Origin of the sequence: Pseudomonas sp. Root562 (assembly GCF_001427125.1) — a bacterium.
Taxonomy (GTDB): domain Bacteria; phylum Pseudomonadota; class Gammaproteobacteria; order Pseudomonadales; family Pseudomonadaceae; genus Aquipseudomonas.
In genome coordinates this window covers 20,634-41,249 of the sequence record NZ_LMGK01000025.1, presented here as the reverse complement: position 1 = coordinate 41,249, position 20,616 = coordinate 20,634, and the positions used below count along the sequence as shown (strand labels likewise).

The 20,616-nt window shown below is 62.2% G+C and carries 8 protein-coding genes; 5 read left to right on the top strand and 3 right to left on the bottom strand.

Annotated elements, in window-relative coordinates; translation table 11 throughout:
- Positions 1-178: 178 nt before the first annotated feature.
- Both ASD60_RS23835 and ASD60_RS23830 read left to right on the top strand, forming a co-directional pair.
- Entirely contained in the window at positions 179-13,177 is a 12,999-nt protein-coding gene (locus ASD60_RS23835) for a non-ribosomal peptide synthetase (RefSeq protein WP_056856343.1), read from the top strand.
- 205 nt (positions 13,178-13,382) lie between these two features.
- On the top strand, positions 13,383-14,195 hold the full coding sequence (locus ASD60_RS23830; protein ID WP_056856342.1) for an alpha/beta fold hydrolase: 813 nt from the start codon (positions 13,383-13,385) through the stop codon (positions 14,193-14,195).
- A gap of 156 nt (positions 14,196-14,351) precedes the next feature.
- On the opposite strand, the gene dsbG is transcribed toward ASD60_RS23830, so the two are convergent.
- From dsbG to dsbD, 3 genes are read right to left on the bottom strand one after another with little or no spacing between them, the layout of a single operon-like run.
- Positions 14,352-15,119: a thiol:disulfide interchange protein DsbG gene (gene dsbG / locus ASD60_RS23825; RefSeq protein ID WP_056856341.1), complete on the bottom strand. Its 768-nt coding sequence runs from the start codon at positions 15,117-15,119 to the stop codon at positions 14,352-14,354.
- Positions 15,095-15,949, bottom strand: coding sequence for a TlpA disulfide reductase family protein (locus ASD60_RS23820; RefSeq protein WP_056856340.1), 855 nt, complete (start codon positions 15,947-15,949; stop codon positions 15,095-15,097). Before ASD60_RS23820 ends, dsbG begins: the two co-directional genes overlap by 25 nt.
- A complete protein-coding gene (gene dsbD, locus ASD60_RS23815) occupies positions 15,949-17,685 on the bottom strand; it encodes a protein-disulfide reductase DsbD (protein ID WP_056856339.1) in 1,737 nt (578 codons plus the stop codon). The genes ASD60_RS23820 and dsbD overlap by 1 nt, the downstream gene beginning before the upstream one ends.
- A gap of 152 nt (positions 17,686-17,837) precedes the next feature.
- Here dsbD and ASD60_RS23810 point away from each other — a divergent pair, with 152 nt between their 5' ends.
- From ASD60_RS23810 to ASD60_RS23800, 3 genes are all read left to right on the top strand, one after another.
- Positions 17,838-18,518, top strand: coding sequence for a response regulator (locus tag ASD60_RS23810; protein WP_056856338.1), 681 nt, complete (start codon positions 17,838-17,840; stop codon positions 18,516-18,518).
- The gene (locus ASD60_RS23805) at positions 18,515-19,840 is read left to right on the top strand and encodes an ATP-binding protein (protein ID WP_056856337.1); all 1,326 of its coding nucleotides are present in this window, start codon (positions 18,515-18,517) and stop codon (positions 19,838-19,840) included. The genes ASD60_RS23810 and ASD60_RS23805 overlap by 4 nt, the downstream gene beginning before the upstream one ends.
- 251 nt (positions 19,841-20,091) lie before the next feature.
- On the top strand, positions 20,092-20,574 hold the full coding sequence (locus ASD60_RS23800; protein WP_056856336.1) for a GNAT family N-acetyltransferase: 483 nt from the start codon (positions 20,092-20,094) through the stop codon (positions 20,572-20,574).
- Positions 20,575-20,616: the final 42 nt, after the last annotated feature.

The window sequence follows — 20,616 nt, the reverse complement described above, 5'->3', positions numbered from 1 at the left end:
ATTATTTCCAGATGTCATCCGTCCTCATTGGTGAATGGCTCCGGGCAGTTGCCCTGGCACAACCGTATGCCCAATGCCTTGCGCGGTCGGCAAAGACCGCGCCCTGCGCGCCCTTGAATGGGGCGTGACGACAGAAAAACCGATTCCATTTGCAAGCCGAATTCAGGCAGGAAAGCTCATGACCGACGCGTTCGAACTCCCCAGCACACTGGCCCACGCCCTTCAGCGCCGCGCGGCCCTGACGCCGGACCGTGTGGCCTTGCGTTTTCTCGCCGAAACCCGGGATCAGGCTGTGGTGCTCAGTTATCGCGAGCTGGATCAACGGGCGCGAATCATTGCCGGTGCTTTACAGGCCGAGGCGGATTTTGGCGACCGTGCGGTGTTGCTGTTTCCCAGTGGCCCGGATTACGTCGCGGCGTTTTTCGGTTGCCTGTATGCCGGCGTGATTGCAGTGCCGGCTTATCCGCCAGAGTCTGCCAAGCGTCATCATCAGGAGCGTTTGCTGTCGATCATCAGCGACGCCGAGCCGCGCCTGTTGCTGACCAGCGCCGACCTGTGTGATGCGTTGCTGCAAATCGAAGGCGCGCCGCCGTTGCTGTGTGTCGATACCCTTGACAGCGCCATGGCCGAGCGTTGGCAGGCACCGGGTCTGCAAGACGCTCACATCGCATTCCTGCAATACACCTCCGGCTCCACCGCGCTGCCCAAAGGCGTGCAAGTCAGCCACGGCAATCTGGTGGCCAATGAGTTGCTGATCCGCCACGGTTTCGGGATCGACCTCAACCCCGATGACGTGATCGTCAGCTGGCTGCCGCTGTACCACGACATGGGGCTGATCGGCGGCCTGCTGCAACCGATTTTCAGCGGCGTAGAATGCGTGCTGATGTCGCCGGCGTACTTCCTCGGCCGGCCGCTACGCTGGCTCGAAGCGATCAGTGAATATGGTGGCACCATCAGCGGCGGGCCGGACTTTGCCTATCGCCTGTGCAGCGAGCGAGTCAGTGATTCGGCGCTGGAGCGCCTCGACCTGAGCCGTTGGCGCGTGGCGTATTCCGGTTCCGAACCGATCCGCCTCGACACTCTGGAGCACTTTGCCGAAAAGTTTGCCGGCTGCGGTTTCACGGCAGACAACTTCATGGCTTCTTATGGTCTGGCTGAAGCCACGCTGTTCGTCGCCGGTACGCCGCGCGGCCATGGCATCGGCAACCTGCGCGTGGACGATCAGGCCCTGACGCAGAACCGCGCCGAGCCGGGCGAGGGCAGTGCGATCATGAGCTGCGGCATCGCTCAGCCGGATCACGCGGTGTTGATTGTCGATCCAGCGTCGCACACTGAACTGGCCGACAATGCCGTCGGCGAAGTCTGGGTTGCCGGCCCGAGCATCGCCCACGGATACTGGCGCAACCCCGAAGCCTCGGCCAAGACGTTCGTCCAGCATGCCGGTCGTACCTGGCTGCGCAGCGGTGACCTGGGTTTCATGCGCGGCGGTGAGCTGTTCATCACCGGCCGCCTGAAAGACATGCTGATCGTGCGCGGTCACAATCTTTATCCGCAGGACATCGAACAGACCGTCGAGCGTGAAGTGGAGGTCGTACGCAAAGGGCGCGTTGCTGCGTTCGCCGTCAGTGTGGACGGACAGGAAGGCATCGGCATCGCCGCGGAAATCAGTCGCAGCGTGCAAAAAATCCTCCCGCCCGAAGCGCTGATCAAAGCGATTCGCCAGGCTGTTGCCGAGGCCTGTCAGCAAGCACCCAGCGTGGTGGTGCTGCTCAATCCGGGCGCACTGCCCAAGACTTCCAGCGGCAAATTGCAGCGCTCGGCGTGCCGCAATCGCCTGGCGGATGGCAGCCTCGGCAGCTATGCCGTGTTCCCGTCAGCCACGACCGAAAGCGCAGGCAATCCTCAATCGGGCTCTGAGCTGCAAAGCCTGATAGGCCGGATCTGGTGCGAACAATTACAGGTCGAGCCAGTGAGCGCCGACGATCACTTCTTCCTGCTCGGTGGCAACTCCATTGCGGCCACTCAGGTGGTGGCGCGTCTGCGCGAGGAACTGGGGCTGGAGTTGAACCTGCGCCAGCTGTTCGAAGCACCGACCCTCGGCGCATTCGCCGCTGCGCTGGCTCGCCAGCAACAGGACGGTGGCCTTGCCCAAAGCACAATCACTGTGCTGTCGCGCCATCAACCGATGCCGCAATCCCTGGCGCAAAACCGTCTGTGGATCACCTGGCAACTCGACCCCGTGAGCTGCGCCTACAACATTCCCGGCGCCCTGCGCCTGCGTGGCGAGTTGAATCAAGACGCCTTGTGCGCCAGTTTCCAGCAGTTGATCGAACGCCATGAATCCCTGCGTACACGCTTCTTCGAGCGCGACGGCGTGGCACTGCAACAAGTCGTTGCGGCCGGTGAGTTCAATCTGCAACTGATCGACATCAGCGATCTGCCGCTGGCCGAGCGTGAAGCCCGTGCGCAGCAGATCCGCGAAGACGAAGCGCGGACTCAGTTCGATCTGGAGAAAGGCCCATTGTTCTGGGTGACGCTGGTGCGCCTTGACGACGAAGATCATCAGCTGTTGCTGACGATGCATCACATCATCGCCGACGGTTGGTCGCTGAACGTGTTGATCGACGAGTTCGCACGGTTGTACCCGGCGGCCTGTCAGGGGCAGCAAGCAACGCTCGCGCCGTTGCCAGCCCAATACGCCGACTTCGGCAACTGGCAGCGGCAATGGCTGGCGCAAGGCGAGGGCGAGCGTCAATTGGCCTACTGGAAAGAGCAGTTGGGCGATGAACATCCTACCCTGAACCTGGCCACCGACCATCCGCGCTCGGCCCAACAACTGCACAGCGCCACCCGCCACACCGTGCGTTTGGACGTCGCCCTGAGCGACGCGATTCGCCAGACCGCGCAGGCCCATGAATCGACCACCTTCATGCTGTTGCTGGCCGCGCTGCAAAGCCTGTTGCATCGCTACAGCGGCCAGCGTGATATCCGCATCGGCGTACCGAACGCCAACCGCCCGCGCCTGGAAACCCAGGGCCTGATCGGTTTCTTCATCAACACCCAGGTACTGCGCGCCGAACTGGATTCGCGGATGCCCTTCACCGAACTGCTGGCGCAAACCCGGCACGCGGCAATGGGTGCGCAAGCGCATCAGGACTTGCCGTTCGAACAACTGCTCGAAGCCTTCCCGCAGGCCCGTGAACAAGGCTTGTTCCAGGTCATGTTCAACCACCAGCAGCGCGACCTCAGCGCCTTGAAGCGCCTCCCGGGGTTGCTCGCTGAAGAGTTGCCGTGGCATAGCCGCCAAGCCAAGTTCGATCTGCAATTGCACAGTGAGGAAGATCGTAACGGCCGCTTGAGCCTCTCGTTCGATTACGCCAGCGAGCTGTTCGATGCGACGACCATCGAACGGCTGTCCGAGCATTTCAATCACCTGTTGCGCGCCATCTGTGCTCAACCGCAAACCGCCATCGGCGACCTGCAACTGCTGACCGTTACTGAGCACGAGCAGCAGGCCGACTGGTCCGTTGCACCGTGCACGCCCGCCAGCCAATGGCTGCCGGAACTGCTCAACGAACAGGCACGCCAGACGCCGGAACGCACCGCGCTGCTGTGGGAAGGCGGCCAAATGGACTTCGCTGAACTGCACACCCAGGCCAATCGCCTGGCCCATTACCTGCGTGACAAAGGCGTGGGGCCGGATGTCTGCGTGGCCATCGCCTGCGAGCGTTCGCCGCAACTGCTGATCGGCCTGCTGGCGATCATCAAGGCTGGCGGCGCCTATGTGCCGCTGGACCCGGATTACCCCGCCGAACGCCTGGCCTACATGCTCGGCGACAGCGGCGTGCAATTGCTGCTGACGCAGACTCAATTGTTGGAGCACTTGCCGGCGCCTGACGGCGTCAGCGTGATCGCCATGGATGCCCTGCATCTGGAGCGCTGGCCGAGCCACGCGCCGGGTTTGCACCTGCACGGCGACAACCTCGCGTACGTGATTTACACCTCCGGCTCCACTGGCCAGCCCAAAGGTGTCGGCAACACCCACGCGGCGCTCGCCGAACGCCTGCAATGGATGCAGAACACCTATCGCCTGAACGACAGCGACGTGCTGATGCAAAAGGCGCCGATCAGTTTCGACGTGTCGGTGTGGGAGTGCTTCTGGCCGCTGATCAGCGGCGCCCGGCTGCTGATCGCCAGCCCTGGCGAACACCGCGACCCGCACCGTATCGCGCAGCTTGTGCAGACGTACGGCGTGACCACGCTGCACTTCGTGCCGCCGCTGCTTTCACTGTTCATCGATGAACCGCTCAGCGCGCAATGTACCCGCCTGCGACGCGTATTCTCCGGCGGCGAAGCCTTGCCAGCGGAGCTGCGCAACCGCGTGCTGGCGCAACTGCCAGCCGTACAATTGCACAACCGCTACGGTCCGACCGAAACCGCGATCAACGTCACCCATTGGCAGTGCTCCAGCGCCGATGGCGAACGCTCGCCGATTGGCCGGCCATTGGCCAACGTGATTTGCCGCGTACTCGACAGCCAACTCAACCCTGTTCCGGCCGGCGTGCCGGGTGAGTTGTGCATCAGTGGCATTGGTTTGGCGCGAGGCTATCTGGGCCGTCCTGGGTTGACTGCTGAGCGCTTTGTCGTCGATCCATTGGGCGAGCAGGGCACCCGTCTGTATCGCACCGGTGATCGTGCACGCTGGACTGGCGACGGCGTGATCGAATACCTCGGTCGCCTCGATCAGCAGCTCAAGTTGCGCGGCTTCCGCGTCGAACCGCAAGAAATCGAAGCGCGACTGCTTGCCCAGGATGGCGTGGCTCAAACTGTCGTGTTGGTGCGCGAAACTTCGGCCGGCGGACAACTGATCGCTTACTACACCACGACGGATCCCACCGAAGCCATCGATGCGCAAACCGCCCGCCTGAAAAATGCCTTGGCGGCTGAACTGCCCGAATACATGGTTCCAGCGCAACTGATGCGCCTGACTGAAATGCCCCTCGGCCCGAGCGGCAAACTCGACCGACGCGCTCTGCCGGAACCGCAGTGGCAGGTTCGCGAACACGTCGAACCCGTGACTGAACTGCAGCAACAGCTCGCCGGCATCTGGCGCGAAGTGCTGGGTCTGGCGCAAGTCGGCCTGCGCGACGACTTCTTCGCCCTCGGCGGCCACTCGCTGCTGGCCACGCAAATCATTGCCCGCACCCGTCAGGCCTGCGACATCGAGTTGCCGTTGCGTGCGCTGTTCGAGAACAGCGAACTGGGCGCATTTGCCGAGCAGGTGCGCCTGATCCAGGCCAGTGGCAGCACCAACAAACAGCCACCCATCGAGACAGTCGACCGCAGCCAACCGGTGCCGCTGTCCTATTCCCAGCAGCGCATGTGGTTCCTCTGGCAGATGGAGCCGGACAGTCCGGCCTACAACGTCGGCGGCATGGCAAGACTGCGCGGGGTGCTGGATGTCGGGCGCTTCGAAGCGGCCTTGCAAGCGCTGATCCTGCGCCACGAAACCTTGCGCACGACATTCCCGAGCGTCGATGGCGTGCCGCATCAGCAGGTGCATGTCGAGACGGGCGTGCGCATGGACTGCAAGGATTTCACTGCGCTGGAGGCCGAGGCGCGCGAGTGGCAAGTCCAGCAGCTGGCCGAGGCGCAAGCGCACAAGCCGTTCGATCTGGAAAGCGGACCGCTGCTGCGCGCCTGCCTGGTCAAGACTGCCGAGCAGGAGCACTACTTCGTACTGACCTTGCACCACATCGTCACCGAAGGTTGGGCGATGGACATTTTTGCCCGCGAATTGAGCGCGCTTTACGAAGCGTTCGTCGATGACCGCGAATCCCCGCTGGCGCCGCTGCCGGTGCAGTACCTCGATTACAGCGTGTGGCAGCGGCAGTGGCTGGAGTCCGGTGAGCGTCAGCGCCAGCTCGACTACTGGACAACGCAACTGGGTCGTGAACATCCGCTGCTGGAATTGCCCGCCGACCGTCCGCGTCCACCGGTGCAAAGCCATCAAGGTGAGTTGTACCGTTTCGACCTGAGCGACGACCTCGCGGCCCGGGTCCGCGCCTTCAATGCGCAAAACGGTCTGACCCTGTTCATGACCATGACTGCCGCCCTGGCCACGCTGTTGTACCGCTACAGCGGCCAGACCGATTTGCGCATCGGCGCTCCGGTGGCCAACCGGATTCGTCCGGAAAGCGAAGGGCTGATTGGCGCGTTCCTCAACACCCAGGTACTGCGTTGCCAGCTCGACGGGCAGATGTCCGTGGGCGAGTTGTTCGAGCAGGTTCGCCACACGGTCATCGAAGGCCAGTCCCATCAGGACTTGCCGTTCGATCATCTGGTGGAAGCCTTGCAACCGCCGCGAAGCGCCGCCTATAACCCCCTGTTCCAAGTGATGTGCAACGTGCAGCGCTGGGAATTCCAGCAGAGTCGTCGCCTGGCCGGCATGACCGTCGAGTACCTGGCCAACGATGCCCGCGCGACCAAGTTCGACCTCAACCTGGAAGTCACTGACCTCGACCATCGCCTGGGTTGCTGCCTGACCTACAGCACCGATCTGTTCGACGAGCCGCGGATTGCGCGCATGGCCGGGCATTGGCGCAACCTGCTCGAAGCGTTGATTGCCGATCCGCAACAGCGACTCAGTGAACTGCCGCTGCTGGAGGCCGCGGAACAAACCAGGCTGCTCGATAGCCTTGGCGTCGAACCGGGCGAACATCGTCTGGACCAGTGCATCCATCAGCTGTTCAGCGCGCAGGCGTGTGCCCGCCCCAATGCCCCGGCACTGACGTTCGCCGGGCAAACCTTGAGCTATGCCGAACTCGACAGCCGATCCAATCGCCTGGCGTGGATGCTGCGCGAGCGCGGCGTCGGGCCGCAGGTGCGCGTGGGCCTGGCATTGGCGCGTTCGCTGGAGATGGTCGTCGGCCTGCTGGCGATCCTCAAGGCCGGTGGCGCCTATGTGCCGCTGGACCCGGAATACCCGCTCGATCGATTGCATTACATGATCGAAGACAGCGGCGTCGGCCTGCTCTTGAGCGATGCGGCAATGTTCAAAGCCTTGGGCGAATTGCCGTCGACGGTCGGCCGCTGGTGCGTGGAAGAAGATGCGGCAAGCCTGGCTGATTATCCCGTTACCGAGTTGCCGTTTATCAGCCTGGCGCAACATCAGGCGTACCTGATCTACACTTCGGGCTCCACCGGCAAACCGAAAGGCGTGGTGGTGCCCCACGGTGAAATCGCCATGCACTGCCGTGCAGTGATCGAGCGCTTTGCCATGCGCCCCGACGATTGTGAACTGCATTTCTATTCGATCAACTTCGACGCTGCGACCGAGCGTTTGCTGGTGCCGTTGTTGAGTGGCGCGCAAGTGGTTCTGCGGGCGCAGGGCCAATGGGATGCCGAAGAAATCTGCGCGCTGATCCGCACCCATCGCATCAATGTCCTCGGTTTCACCCCGAGCTACGGCAGCCAGTTGGCGCAGTGGCTGGCGACCCGCAACGAGACGCTGCCGGTGCGCATGATCATCACTGGCGGTGAAGCCCTGACCGGTGAGCACCTGGCGCGCATTCGCGCAGCGTTCAAACCGAGCGCGTTCTTCAATGCCTACGGCCCGACGGAAACCGTGGTCATGCCGCTGGCCAGTCTGGCCCCGCAAGTGTTGGAAGAAGGTCTGGGCAGCGTGCCGATCGGCAGCGTCATCGGTGATCGCGTGGCGTACATCCTCGACGCCGATCTGGCATTGGTGCCGCAAGGCGCGACTGGTGAGTTGTACGTTGGTGGCGCGGGCCTGGCCCAGGGTTATCACCAGCGCCCGGGCATGACCGCTGAACGCTTTGTGGCTGACCCGTTCGCCGACAACGGCGGGCGCATTTATCGCACCGGCGATCTGGTGCGCCAGCGCGCGGATGGTTTGGTGGAGTACCTGGGACGGATTGACCATCAGGTAAAAATCCGTGGTTTCCGCATCGAACTGGGTGAAATCGAAACCCGCCTGCTGGAACATCCGTCGGTCCGTGAAGCCGTGGTGTTGGCGCTGGATGCACCGAGTGGCAAGCAACTGGTTGGTTATCTGGTGAGCGAAGTCGCAGAGCTTGGCGAAGCGCAACAGGCCGAACTGCGCGAAGCGCTCAAGGCGCATCTCAAGTCGCAACTACCGGATTACATGGTACCCACGCACCTGATTCTGCTGGCCAGCATGCCGCTGACCGCCAACGGCAAACTTGACCGCCGCGCATTGCCGGCACCGGACCCGGAGCTGAACCGTCAGCAGTACGTGGCGCCGGGCAACGAACTGGAAGGCACGCTGGCGCAGATCTGGTGCGAAGTGCTGAACGTCGAACAGGTTGGGCTCAACGACAACTTCTTCGAACTGGGCGGCGACTCGATCCTGTCGATCCAGGTGGTCAGCCGCGCGCGGCAGCAGGGCATTCATTTCAGCCCGCGTGATCTGTTCCAGCATCAGACTGTGCAGACCCTCGCCGCCGTGGCGACCCGCACCGAGCAGGTCACCGCCGAACAAGGCTTGCTCAGCGGCGAGTCGCGCCTGACGCCGATCCAGCACTGGTTCTTCGACACCGATATTCCACAGCGCCAACACTGGAACCAGGCGTTGCTGCTGCAACCGACCGCACCGCTGGAACCCCATCGCCTGGAGCAGGCGTTGCTGGCAGTGATCGAGCAACACGATGCCCTGCGCCTGCGCTTCAGCAAGGTGGCTGGCCAGTGGCATGCTGAACATCAGACGATGGCCGATACGCCGGTGCTGTGGCAGGTGCGCGTTGCCTCCATGGACAAATGCGCCGCGCTGTTCGCCGACGCCCAGCGCAGCCTCGACCTCGAAGAAGGACCGCTGATGCGCGTGCTGCTGGTCGATGGTCCCGAGGGCCAGCAACGGCTGTTCATCGCGATTCACCACTTGGTGGTCGATGGTGTTTCCTGGCGTGTGCTGCTCGACGATCTGCAAACCGTGTATCGCCAGCTCGATGCCCGGCAGTCGCTGAAACTGCCGGCCAAAACCAGTGCGTTCAAGGACTGGGCCGCACGCTTGCAGGCCTATGCCGGCAGCGAATCCCTGCGCGAAGAGCTGGGCTGGTGGCAGGCGCAACTGGCGGGGCCGAGCGCCGATTTGCCGTGTGATCGTCCCGAGGGTGGTCGGCAAAATCGTCACGCGCAAACCGTCAGCGTGCGCCTCGACAGCGAACGCACCCGGCAACTGCTGCAACAGGCGCCAAGCGCTTATCGCACCCAGGTCAACGACCTGCTGCTGACCGCATTGGCCCGTGTGCTGTGCCGTTGGAGCGGTCACGCCTCGGCGTTGATTCAGCTGGAAGGCCATGGCCGCGAAACGCTGTTCGACGAGATTGACCTGACTCGCACTGTCGGCTGGTTCACCAGTGCTTATCCGCTGCGCCTGACCCCGTCGAACATTGAAGAGGCTGCAGGGCAGGGCGCTTCGATCAAGGCGATCAAGGAGCAACTGCGCGCCGTGCCGCACAAAGGCCTGGGTTATGGCGTGCTGCGATATCTCGCCGACGACCAGAGTCGCCGCAGCATGGCCGCGTTGCCAGTGGCGCCGGTCACCTTCAACTACCTGGGGCAGTTCGACCAGAGCTTTGCTGCCGATGCGCTGTTCCATCCACTGGATGAAACCATCGGCGCGGCCCACGATGCCAATGCACCGTTGCCCAGCGAGTTGAGCGTCGACGGTCAGGTCTACGGTGGGGAACTGGTATTGCGCTGGACCTTCAGCGCCGACCGCCACGATCCGCAGACCATTGGCGATCTGGCGGATGCCTACCTTGGCGAATTGCAAAGCCTGATCGAGCATTGCCTGCGTGATGACGTCGGCGGCCTGACGCCGTCGGACTTCCCGCTGGCCCGGCTCAACCAGACGCAACTGGATGCGCTACCGGTTCCGGCGGCGGTGATCGAGGATGTCTACCCACTGACCCCGATGCAGGAAGGCATGCTGCTGCACACCTTGCTGGAACCGGGTACCGGCCTGTACTACATGCAGGATCGCTATCGCATCAACAGCGAACTTGATCCGCAGCGTTTCACCCAGGCCTGGCAAGCGGTCATCGCTCGTCACGAAGCCTTGCGCGCGTCGTTCTGCTGGAACGTCGGCGAAGACATGCTGCAGGTCATCCACAAACCGGGCACTACGCCGATCGAGTACCTCGACTGGAGCGCTATCCTTGAGGCCGAGCAGGAACCGAAGCTGCAGACATTGCTCAAGACCGAGCGTGAGGCCGGCTTCGATCTGCTCAACCAGGCACCGTTCCACTTGCGCCTGATTCGTGTAGGGGCGGCGCGCTACTGGTTCATGATGAGCAACCATCACATCCTCATCGATGCCTGGTGCCGCTCGCTGTTGATGAACGATTTCTTCGAAATCTACAGTGCCTTCGGCGAGGGCCGGGATGCGCAACTGGCGGTGCCGCCGCGTTACCGCGATTACATCGGCTGGCTGCAACGCCAGAGCCTGGCCGAAGCGCGGCAGTGGTGGAAAACCAACCTGCAAGGCTTTGAACGCACGACGCCGATCCCGAGCGACCGGCCGTTTTTGCGCGAGCATGCCGGCGACAGCGGCGGCATGCTCGTCGGCGACCGCTACACCAAACTCGACGCCCGTGACGGTGCACGATTGCGTGAACTGGCGCAGGCCCATCAACTGACCATCAACACGTTTGCCCAGGCAGCGTGGGCTTTGGTGCTGCGGCGCTTGAGCGGTGATCGTGACGTGTTGTTCGGTGTCACGGTGGCCGGGCGACCGGTGCAGATGCCAGAGATGCAACGCACTGTCGGCCTGTTCATCAACAGCATCGCGCTGCGGGTAAAAATGCCTCAGGACGATCGGCGTTGCAGCGTGCGCCAATGGCTCAGCGACTTGCTCGACAGCAACATGCAACTGCGCGAGTACGAATACCTGCCGTTGGTGAATATCCAGGAACAAAGCGAATTGCCCAAGGGCCAGCCGCTGTTCGACAGCCTGTTCGTGTTCGAAAACGCTCCGGTGGAAACCTCGGTGCTGGACAGTGCGCAGAGCCTCAACGCCACTTCCGATTCGGGTCGCACCCACACCAACTTCCCGCTCACGGCGGTGTGCTATCCGGGTGACGACCTGGGCTTGCACCTGTCCTATGACCAGCGCTACTTCGATGAAAACACCGTCGAGCGCATGCTCGGTGAGTTCAAGCGATTGTTGCTGGCGTTGGTCGAAGGCTTCCACGGTGACATGGCCGATCTGCCGTTGCTGGGAGCCGAGGAGCAGGCGTTTCTGATCCACGCCTGCAACCAGAGCGAGCACCATTACCCGCTGGAGCAAAGCTATGTCGCCTTGTTCGAAGCGCAAGTGGCCGCGCATCCGCAGCGGATCGCCGCCAGTTGCCTGAATGAGCAGCACAGTTACGCCGAGTTGAATCAGCGCGCCAACCGGCTCGGTCATGCGCTGATAGCGTCCGGTGTCGGGCTGGATCAACCGGTGGCCTTGCTGGCCGAGCGCAACCTCGATCTGCTGGGCATGATCATCGGTAGCTTCAAGGCCGGGGCGGGTTATCTGCCGCTGGACCCGGGGCTGCCGAGCCAGCGCCTGAGCCGCATCATCGATCTGAGCCGTACGCCATTGCTGGTGTGCACGCAGGCCTGTCGCGAGCAAGCGCTTGGGCTGCTGGAAGAATTCAGCTGTGCCAATCGGCCTCGATTGCTGGTCTGGGAACAGGTGCAGGCGAGCGATGTTGCGTTGGGCAATCCGGGTATCTACAGCGCCCCGGACAACCTGGCCTACGTGATCTACACCTCCGGTTCCACCGGTTTGCCCAAGGGGGTGATGGTCGAACAGCGCGGCATGCTCAACAACCAGTTGAGCAAGGTGCCGTATCTGGACCTGAGCGAGTCCGACGTGATCGCGCAGACGGCTTCGCAAAGCTTCGACATTTCAGTCTGGCAGTTTCTCGCTGCGCCGTTGTTCGGTGCTCGGGTGGACATCGTGCCGAACAGCATCGCCCACGATCCGCAAGGCTTGCTGGCCCACGTGCAGGCCCAGGGCATCACTGTGCTGGAAAGCGTGCCGTCGTTGATCCAGGGCATGCTCGCTCAGGAGCGGATGAGCCTCGATGGCTTGCGCTGGATGCTGCCGACCGGGGAAGCGATGCCGCCTGAACTGGCGCATCAATGGTTGCAGCGTTACCCGGCCATCGGCCTGGTGAATGCCTACGGCCCGGCGGAGTGCTCGGATGACGTGGCGTTTTTCCGCGTGGACACTGCCTCCACCCGCGGCAGCTATTTGCCGATCGGCTCGCCGACCGACAACAACCGCTTGTACCTGCTCGACGGCGCACTGGAACTGGTACCGCTGGGCGCGGTGGGCGAGTTGTGCGTCGCTGGCACCGGCGTCGGACGCGGTTACGTCAGCGATCCGCTGCGCACCGCGCAGGTGTTCGTGCCCAACCCGTTTGGCGCACCGGGCGAGCGTTTGTATCGCACCGGCGACCTGGCTCGGCGTCGCAGCGACGGCGTGCTGGAATACGTCGGGCGCATCGATCACCAGGTGAAAATTCGCGGTTACCGCATCGAGTTGGGTGAAATCGAAGCGCGCCTGCATGAACAGCCGCAAGTACGCGACGCGGCGGTCGGTGTGCAGGAAGGTGCGAATGGCAAGCATCTGGTCGGCTATCTGGTGCCTGCCGATTCAACGCTCAATCCAGCCGAATGCCTGGAACGCATCAAGCAGCGCCTGCGCGCCGAACTGCCGGAATACATGGTGCCGCTGCACTGGCTGTGGCTGGACAAAATGCCGCTCAACGCCAACGGCAAACTGGACCGCAAGGCGCTGCCGGTGCTGGAAATCGGTCAGTTGCAAAGCCAGGATTACCAGGCGCCGCGCAATGAGCTTGAGCAGACCCTGGCCGCTATCTGGGCCGAGGTATTGAAGGTGGAGAAGGTCGGTGTTCGCGACAATTTCTTCGAGTTGGGCGGGCATTCGCTGCTGGCCACGCAGATCGCCTCGCGGGTGCAGAAAACCCTGCAAAGGGATGTACCGTTGCGGGCGATGTTCGAATGCAGCACGGTGGAAGAACTGGCCGGTTACATCGACGGGCTGGCGGCCAGTGAGATCACCGAGGACAAGGTGGATCGGCTGAATGATCTGCTGACGCAGCTGGAGGGGCTTTGATTCTTTAGTGCCTGGGCTGACGCCATCGCTGGCAAGCCAGCTCCCACAGTGATTGATGTCGTGCACAAAATCCATGTTCGACTCAGAACCCTGTGGGAACTGGCTTGCCAGCGATGGCGTCAGCAGGAATACATACATTGGTGCGATTGACTGCAACCTGCCAGCCGCGCAGTCTTGCTGTTCCATTTTTACTGGCGCAGACACGATGCCTTTCGTAACCCTAGACGGCCAACCCCTCCATTACATTGATCAAGGCTCAGGCCCGGCAGTCCTGCTGGCCGGCAGTTATCTGTGGGACCAGACCATGTGGGCGCCGCAGATCGCGGCGCTGTCACAACAGTATCGAGTCATCGCGCTGGACCTGTGGGGTCACGGTGAATCGGGGGCGCTGCCTGCTGGCACGGCATCGCTGGACGATGTGGCGCGCCAGGCCTTGGCATTGCTCGATTATTTGAATATCGCTCGTGTGACCCTGATCGGCCTGTCGGTCGGCGGCATGTGGGGCGTACGCCTGGCGTTGTCGGCACCGCAGCGGCTCAATGGCCTGGTGTTGATGGACACCTATGTCGGTGTCGAGCCGGAACCGACCCGCCAGTACTATTTTTCGTTGTTCGACATGATCGAACAAAGCGGCGTGATTGCACCGCAGTTGCTGGACATCGTGGTACCGATTTTCTTCCGTCCGGGCATCGATCCGCAGTCGGCGTTGTATCAGGCGTTCCGCGCCAAACTCGCTGCATTGCCAGCGCAACGTCTGCGTGAAAGCATCGTACCGATGGGCCGGATTACGTTCGCGCGTGATGATCTGTTGCCGCGTCTGGGCGAACTGGACGCGGCGAGTACGCTTGTATTGTGTGGCGATCAGGACAAGCCGCGTCCACCAAGCGAAGCGCAGGAAATGGCCGAGCTGATCGGTTGTCCCTGTGTGCTGGTGCCGGAGGCGGGGCATATTTCCAATCTGGAGAATCCGCAGTTTGTCACTGAGGCGTTGCTCGAGTTTTTGGCTCAAAGAAATTAGTTGGTTTGAGATCGTTCCCACGCTCTGCGTTTGAGATCGTTCCCACGCTCTGCGTGGGAATGCCTCTTCGGACGCTCTGCGTCCGGCTCTGGAAGGGCGCGAAGCGTCCCGAGCTGCATTCCCGCGCGGAGCGTGGGAACGATCAAAATCAGAACACTATTTAGGCCCGAGAATCTTCGCCAGTTTGTCCGGCGACGGCGCACCTTGCTGCTGTTGCAGTTCACCCTTGCTGTCCATGTAGAAAATGGCCGGAGTGGCTTGCAGCTCCAGGTCTTCCATCAACTGCATGTTGGCCGCCAGTTTCGCTGCAATTGCCGGTGGTACTTCCTTGAGGGCTTTAAGCGTACTGGCCTTGCCGGCGGATTCGTGGTCTTGCAACGCTTTTTGCGGGTCCTTGGCGGCGAGCAGGGCGGCGGATTTACCGGGGCTGTCTTCGCGGATGATGCCGACCATGATGTGACGCAGCTGCACTTTGCCGGCCTTGACCCATGGCCGCGCCTGTTCCCAGAACATGCTGCAGTAAGGGCAGTTCGGGTCACTGAACATGTAGACGATACGCGGCGCATCCTTGCTGCCATCGGCAATCCAGTTGCTCGCTTCCATCTTGCCCCAGACTTCCTTGGCCATTGGCGCGTACACCAGTTTCTGCAACGGTGCGCTGCTCAGGTCATTGCCTTGGGCGTCATACAGATTGCCCAGCAGCACGTGTTTGCCATCCGGCGTCAGGTACAGCGCCATGCCTCGGTTCTGGTATTGCGCGGCGTACCCGCGCAAGCCATCAGGGGCATCGAACTGGCCGACGATCTTCGCGCCTTTGGCTTCGATCTTTTTGATCGCCTCGGGCAACTCTTCGGCCTGCACCCATGGCAAGTGCAGCAGGACGGCACCGAGGCTCAGGGTCAGCAGATGGCGGAGGCGGGGCATGGCAGTTTCCTTGAAGAGGTGGCAGGTACGGAATCGAAGTTTTCCAGGGCGCGGGCCAGGCTGGCCTGCGACAGTTCACCCAGATGGCTGCCCAGCAAGCGACCGTCGGGGCTGTAGAACAGCGTAGTTGGCAATGCCATTGAGCCGACGGCCTGACCCAGGCGACCACTGCCGTCGAACAATACATTGGACAGACTGAGGCCTTGGGTTTCCAGGAACGTTGCGACGCTTTGCATGCTTTCGGCCTGATTGACGAACAGGAACGTCAGGTCCGGGCGTTGCTGTTGAGCGTTCTCCAGCACCGGCATTTCCCGGCGGCATGGCGGACACCAGGTGGCCCACAGATTGATCACCAGCGGGCCGCCCTTGTAGTCGGCCAGTTGCACCGTTTCACCGGCGGCATTACGCAAGGCGATTTCCGGCAAGCGCGTGCCTTGCTCGTAGATCGCCAGGGAGAAGGTCGCCAATAGCCAGAACGCCAGGCCGCTGGCGACACCAAAGCCCAAAGGGCGGCGCAAACCCGGTCGACGCCAGCCTCGGTACAGGGTGGCAAGCACCAGCGCGATCACCCCCGGCCAAGCGAGGAAACCGCCGTCGCGCAGGTCGATGATCTGCCAGGGATCACTGCGATAGTGGTTCCAGTAAACGGCGACGAAACCGACCCGCGCCGCGAGCATGCCGATCAGGAACAGACTGAACAGCGCCGACTCTGGGTTCTCGCCCCCACGTTTGGCCACTCGCCAACCGACAAAGGTCGCCAGTGCCAAGGCACTGATCAGCAGCAGGTGGTTCAGCGCGATTGCAAAGGTGCCGAGGGTGAAAGTCAGCATTAGCGAGCGTCTCGGGTGGTGGTCCAGCGTTTCAGGAACGTGTCGGCATCGACCTCGCCGGTGATGCGTTGGCTGCGACGCTCAACGCCGTCGGCACCGATCCACAACAGGCTCGGCGGCCCCGGTACTTTGTAGCGACCGAGTAATTCACGGCTGGCGGCATTGTCGGCGGTGACGTCCAGCCGGAGCAAGCGCACATCGCTCAAGGCTTCAAGCACGCTGGTTTTACCGAACACTTGTTTTTCCATGACCTTGCACGCCACGCACCAGTCGGCGTAGTAATCGAGCAGTACCCATTGGCCCTGCGCTTGCGCCGCGTCGAGTTCCCGTTGCAGGGCTTGCGGGTCCTTGACGGTAGTGAAGGCGTCGTGACCGACCGGGACAGCCGCAACGGCCGAGTTCGAAGCGCGGAAAACCTGCAATGGTTTGAACAAATCATCGCTGCCGCCTGCTGCGCCGATCATCAACAAGCCTCCCCACATGCCCAGCAACAACGAAGTAGCACCGAACAGATGCGCCACGCGACCGAAGCCGTCCGATTGCTTCCAGGCGCTGTAGGCCGCAATCACCAGCAACGCGCCACACAAACCGAGCCACAGGGACTCATCCAGCACCGGACGCAGCATCAGCAGCGCAGTGGCGAGGAACAGGAAACCGAAAATGCCTTTGACCAGGTTCATCCAGGCGCCAGGCTTGGGCATGAAGCGATTGCCGACCGTCACCAGCAACAGCAGCGGCATGCCAATGCCAATGCCCAGGGCAAACAGGATCAGCCCGCCGTGCAACGCGTTGCCACTTTGCGCGATGTAGAGCAGGGCGCCGGCCAGCGGCGCGGTCATGCACGGCCCCACCAACAGGCCAGACAAAGCCCCCAGCACACCGGCGCCGACCAGGCTGCCGCCGCGCTGATTGCGCGAGACATTTTCCAGCCGATCACGAACCGCCACCGGCAATTGCAGTTCGAAGAAGCCGAACATCGGTAACGCCAACAATACGAAAATCGCCGCGAAGCTGCCCAGTAGCCAAGGATTTTGCAACAGTGCCTGCAGATTCGCCCCCAACAGCGCCGCCAGCACGCCCATCGCTGCGTAGACCAATGCCATGCTCACCACATAACTGCCTGCGAGGGCAAAACCGCGCTTGGTCGAGGCGCCGCTGCCGACGATCAAACCCGCCAGAATCGGCAACATCGGCAGCGAGCAGGGGGTAAACGCCAGCAACAGTCCGAGGCCGAAAAACACCAGCAAGCTCCAACCCAATGCCTGCTTTTGCAGGCCGCTGGCCAATGCCTGGTCCGGCGCTTCGTCAGTTGCAACGGCGGCGTCGCTGTTACCCAGATCCACGACCTGGGTTTGTGGCGGATAACACAAACCTGCGTCGGCACAGCCCTGGAACCCGACCTTGACCTGGCCGGTGGCACCGGCAGGAATCTTCAACTCCAGACCCTGGCGATAGACTTGCTGATCACCGAAAAACTCGTCGCTGTGCGCTTCGCCCTGCGGTAATGCAGGTTGCTGCCCGATCGGTAAACCGTCGAACTTCAGCCGCTTCTGATACAGGTAATAGCCGTCGGCGATCTGCCAGAACAATTGGGTTTCGCCGGACTCAAGGCGCTGCGAGGTAAAGACAAACGCTTTGTCGACCGGCAGAAACTCGGGCTTGGTTGCAAACGGATCAGTGCCGGCCTGGGTCAGGCCGGAGAACAACAGGGCGACGAGTAGGAACAGATGGCGCATGGAAAAGCCTTATCTTTTGCAAGTGAGCAGCACAATGGGTGGCGACGATTAACCGATGATTAACCTTGGCAGCCTTGTGGCAATGGCACTTGCGGCATAATGTCCGCTTAATCGGTCGCCGGCCTAATCCGCTTTATTTACACGAGGCTCTTATGCACGTACTGGTTTGCGAAGACGATGAGTTGATCGCCAGCGGCATCGTCGCCGGCCTGACCGCCCAGGGCCTGACCGTTGAGCACGTGGCCACCGCGTCTGCAGCCCGGGCGATGCTCAAGGTGGCGGAGTTCGACGTGATGGTGCTCGATCTCGGTTTGCCCGATGAAGACGGCCTGAAGTTACTTCAGCAATTGCGCCACAACGGTCTGGAGCTACCGGTGTTGATCCTCACGGCCAGGGACTCGGTCATTGACCGCGTCGACGGTCTGCAGGCCGGCGCCGACGACTATTTGCTCAAGCCTTTCGACCTGCGCGAACTGGCCGCGCGCCTGCATACGCTGTTGCGGCGGGTGGCAGGGCGTAGTGTCAATCTGATCGAACACGGCGCCCTGACCTACGACCCGAGCAGCCGCGAAACCACGCTCGCCGGTCGTCCAGTGGACCTCTCGCGTCGCGAACAGTCGCTGTTGCAGGCTCTGCTGCATAACCGTGGCCGGGTGTTGTCCACCGAGCAACTCAAGGACAGCGTCTACGGCTTCAACGACGAACTGGAAAGCAACGCCCTCAACGTGCATATCCATCACCTGCGCAGCAAACTGGGTAAAGGCATCGTTGAAACAGTGCGCGGTCTGGGCTATCGCCTGGGGCCGGCCGACGGGGGAGATCAATCGAAGTGATGAGTTTGCGTTTGCGCCTGAGCCTGACGCTCGGCGCCGCGTTTGCGCTGATCTGGGCGCTGGCCGCGGCCTGGATGCTCAGCGACTTGCGCAACCAGATGATGTTCTCCCTCGACCAGCGCCTGGTGGCTTCGGCGCGGATGGTCGCCGGGCTGATGGAGCAATTGCCGCCATTGCCGAGCAAGGGCGAGGGCACGCATTTCAGTGCCGAACAGCTGAGCATTCCCGGTGGCATGGCGTGCCAGGTCAGCTCGCTGCGTGGGGAAATCCTCGCCCGCAGTCACACGGACCCTGGCCAGACCCTGGAAGCCGAAAAAATGGGCTTCCACGATCAGATGATCGACGGCGCACCGTGGCGCAGTTTTACCCTGGCGCGAGGCGATCTGCGGATCACCACCGCGGATCGGCAAATTGAACGGGAAGCGTTGAACATGTCGATCCTGCTGGCCGCTTCGGTGCCGGTGGGTGTGGCGCTGCTGGGTTGCCTGTGCCTGTTGTGGCTGGGGATCGGCCAGGGACTGGCGCCGCTCAATCGCATGCGCGATGCCTTGATGCGTCGCAGCGCCGACTCCCTGGAACCTTTGCAGGTTCAGCCGTTACCCAGCGAACTGCAACCACTGCTCGATACGCAGAACCAGCTGTTCCAGCGCATCGGCAAGACCATCGAGCGCGAGCGCCGGCTGACCGGTGACGCGGCCCATGAATTGCGCAGCCCGCTGACCGCGATCAAGACCCATCTGCAGGTGGCGCGCATGACCGATGGCGCGGCTCGGGATCAGTCCCTGGCCCGGGCCGAGGAGGGCGCCGACCGTCTGCACCGCACGCTTGAACAATTGTTGTTGCTGGCCCGGGTCGAGGGCAGTTTGTCGTTTGACGACGGTGTGCAATGCAGCGCTGAGCAGGTGGCAAAACTGGCGATTCAGGACGCCGCCGGCGGTGATCGCCAGCGCATTAAATTGCAATTGCCCGCCAGGGTTTCCCAGGCGCCGGTACAAATGCCTGCGGTGCTGTCGATTGCCGCGCTGCGCAACTTGCTGGACAACGCCTTGCGCCATACGCCCGGCGAAGGTGAGGTTGAGCTCAGCCTGCAAACCAGCGGCAACCGTGTGCAGTTCGTGGTCCGCGATCATGGGCCGGGCATTGCCGAGGATGACGTGCAACACCTGACCCAGCGATTCTGGCGCAACGGTCAAAGTACCGGTTGCGGTCTCGGCCTGGCAATTGTCCAGGCCATCGTCCAGCGCTGTGGTTGTACGTTGCATTTCGACAGCCGCCCGGATGGGTTGCGGGTTGAATTGAGCATGCCGTTGCAACCGGTCTGACCAAACACCACAGGTCTTGTGTTGGCCGCATCAACCGGGCACGACACATTACCTGTGGGAGCTGGCTTGCCAGCGATGAGGTCGGCAGATTCAGCATCAATATCGCCTGCCAGGACGCCATCGCGGGCAAGTCGAATCGTCGCACCGCCGCTCCCGCGGGCGCTACATCAAATGTAACGTCTCTGCATTGGTCGTCCGGCTCTCGTACAACTATCGTTCCCTGACACTCAATGGATTGAGGTTACGGCGCCATGGACGAACCCATACATACCTGCAAGGCGACTCCGGCCGATGCCGGTATTATCAACCGCATCATCGAGCGCTCCATTCGGGTCGGTTGCGCCCTCGACCATCGTAATCAGCCGCAAGTCGTTGCGACCTGGACGCAAAATCAAACCCACGAAAACATCCAGCTTTGGCTCTCGGATCAACAGCTGTACCTCAACCTCGCCCTGCTGCACGACAAACCGGTGGGGGTGGCGATGGCGTCGAATCAGGGGCAGGTTGCGTTCTGCTATGTGATGCCGGAGTGGTTTCGTCGCGGGGTCGGCCAAGCGTTGGTGCGCGATCTCGAGGGCTGGCTGATCAATCAGGGGCTGCGCCAGTCGCGACTGAACAGCACGCGAACCGGCGAAGCCTTTTATCGGCGCCTGGGCTACCAGCCGCAGGCCGAACCTCTGACAGTGGCGGGTCTCCCCGTCATCCCTATGCACAAAGCCTTGTCGAAGGTCTAAATCCTTGAGTCCCTGATGCGTTTCCACAACAGGAAAACCTTA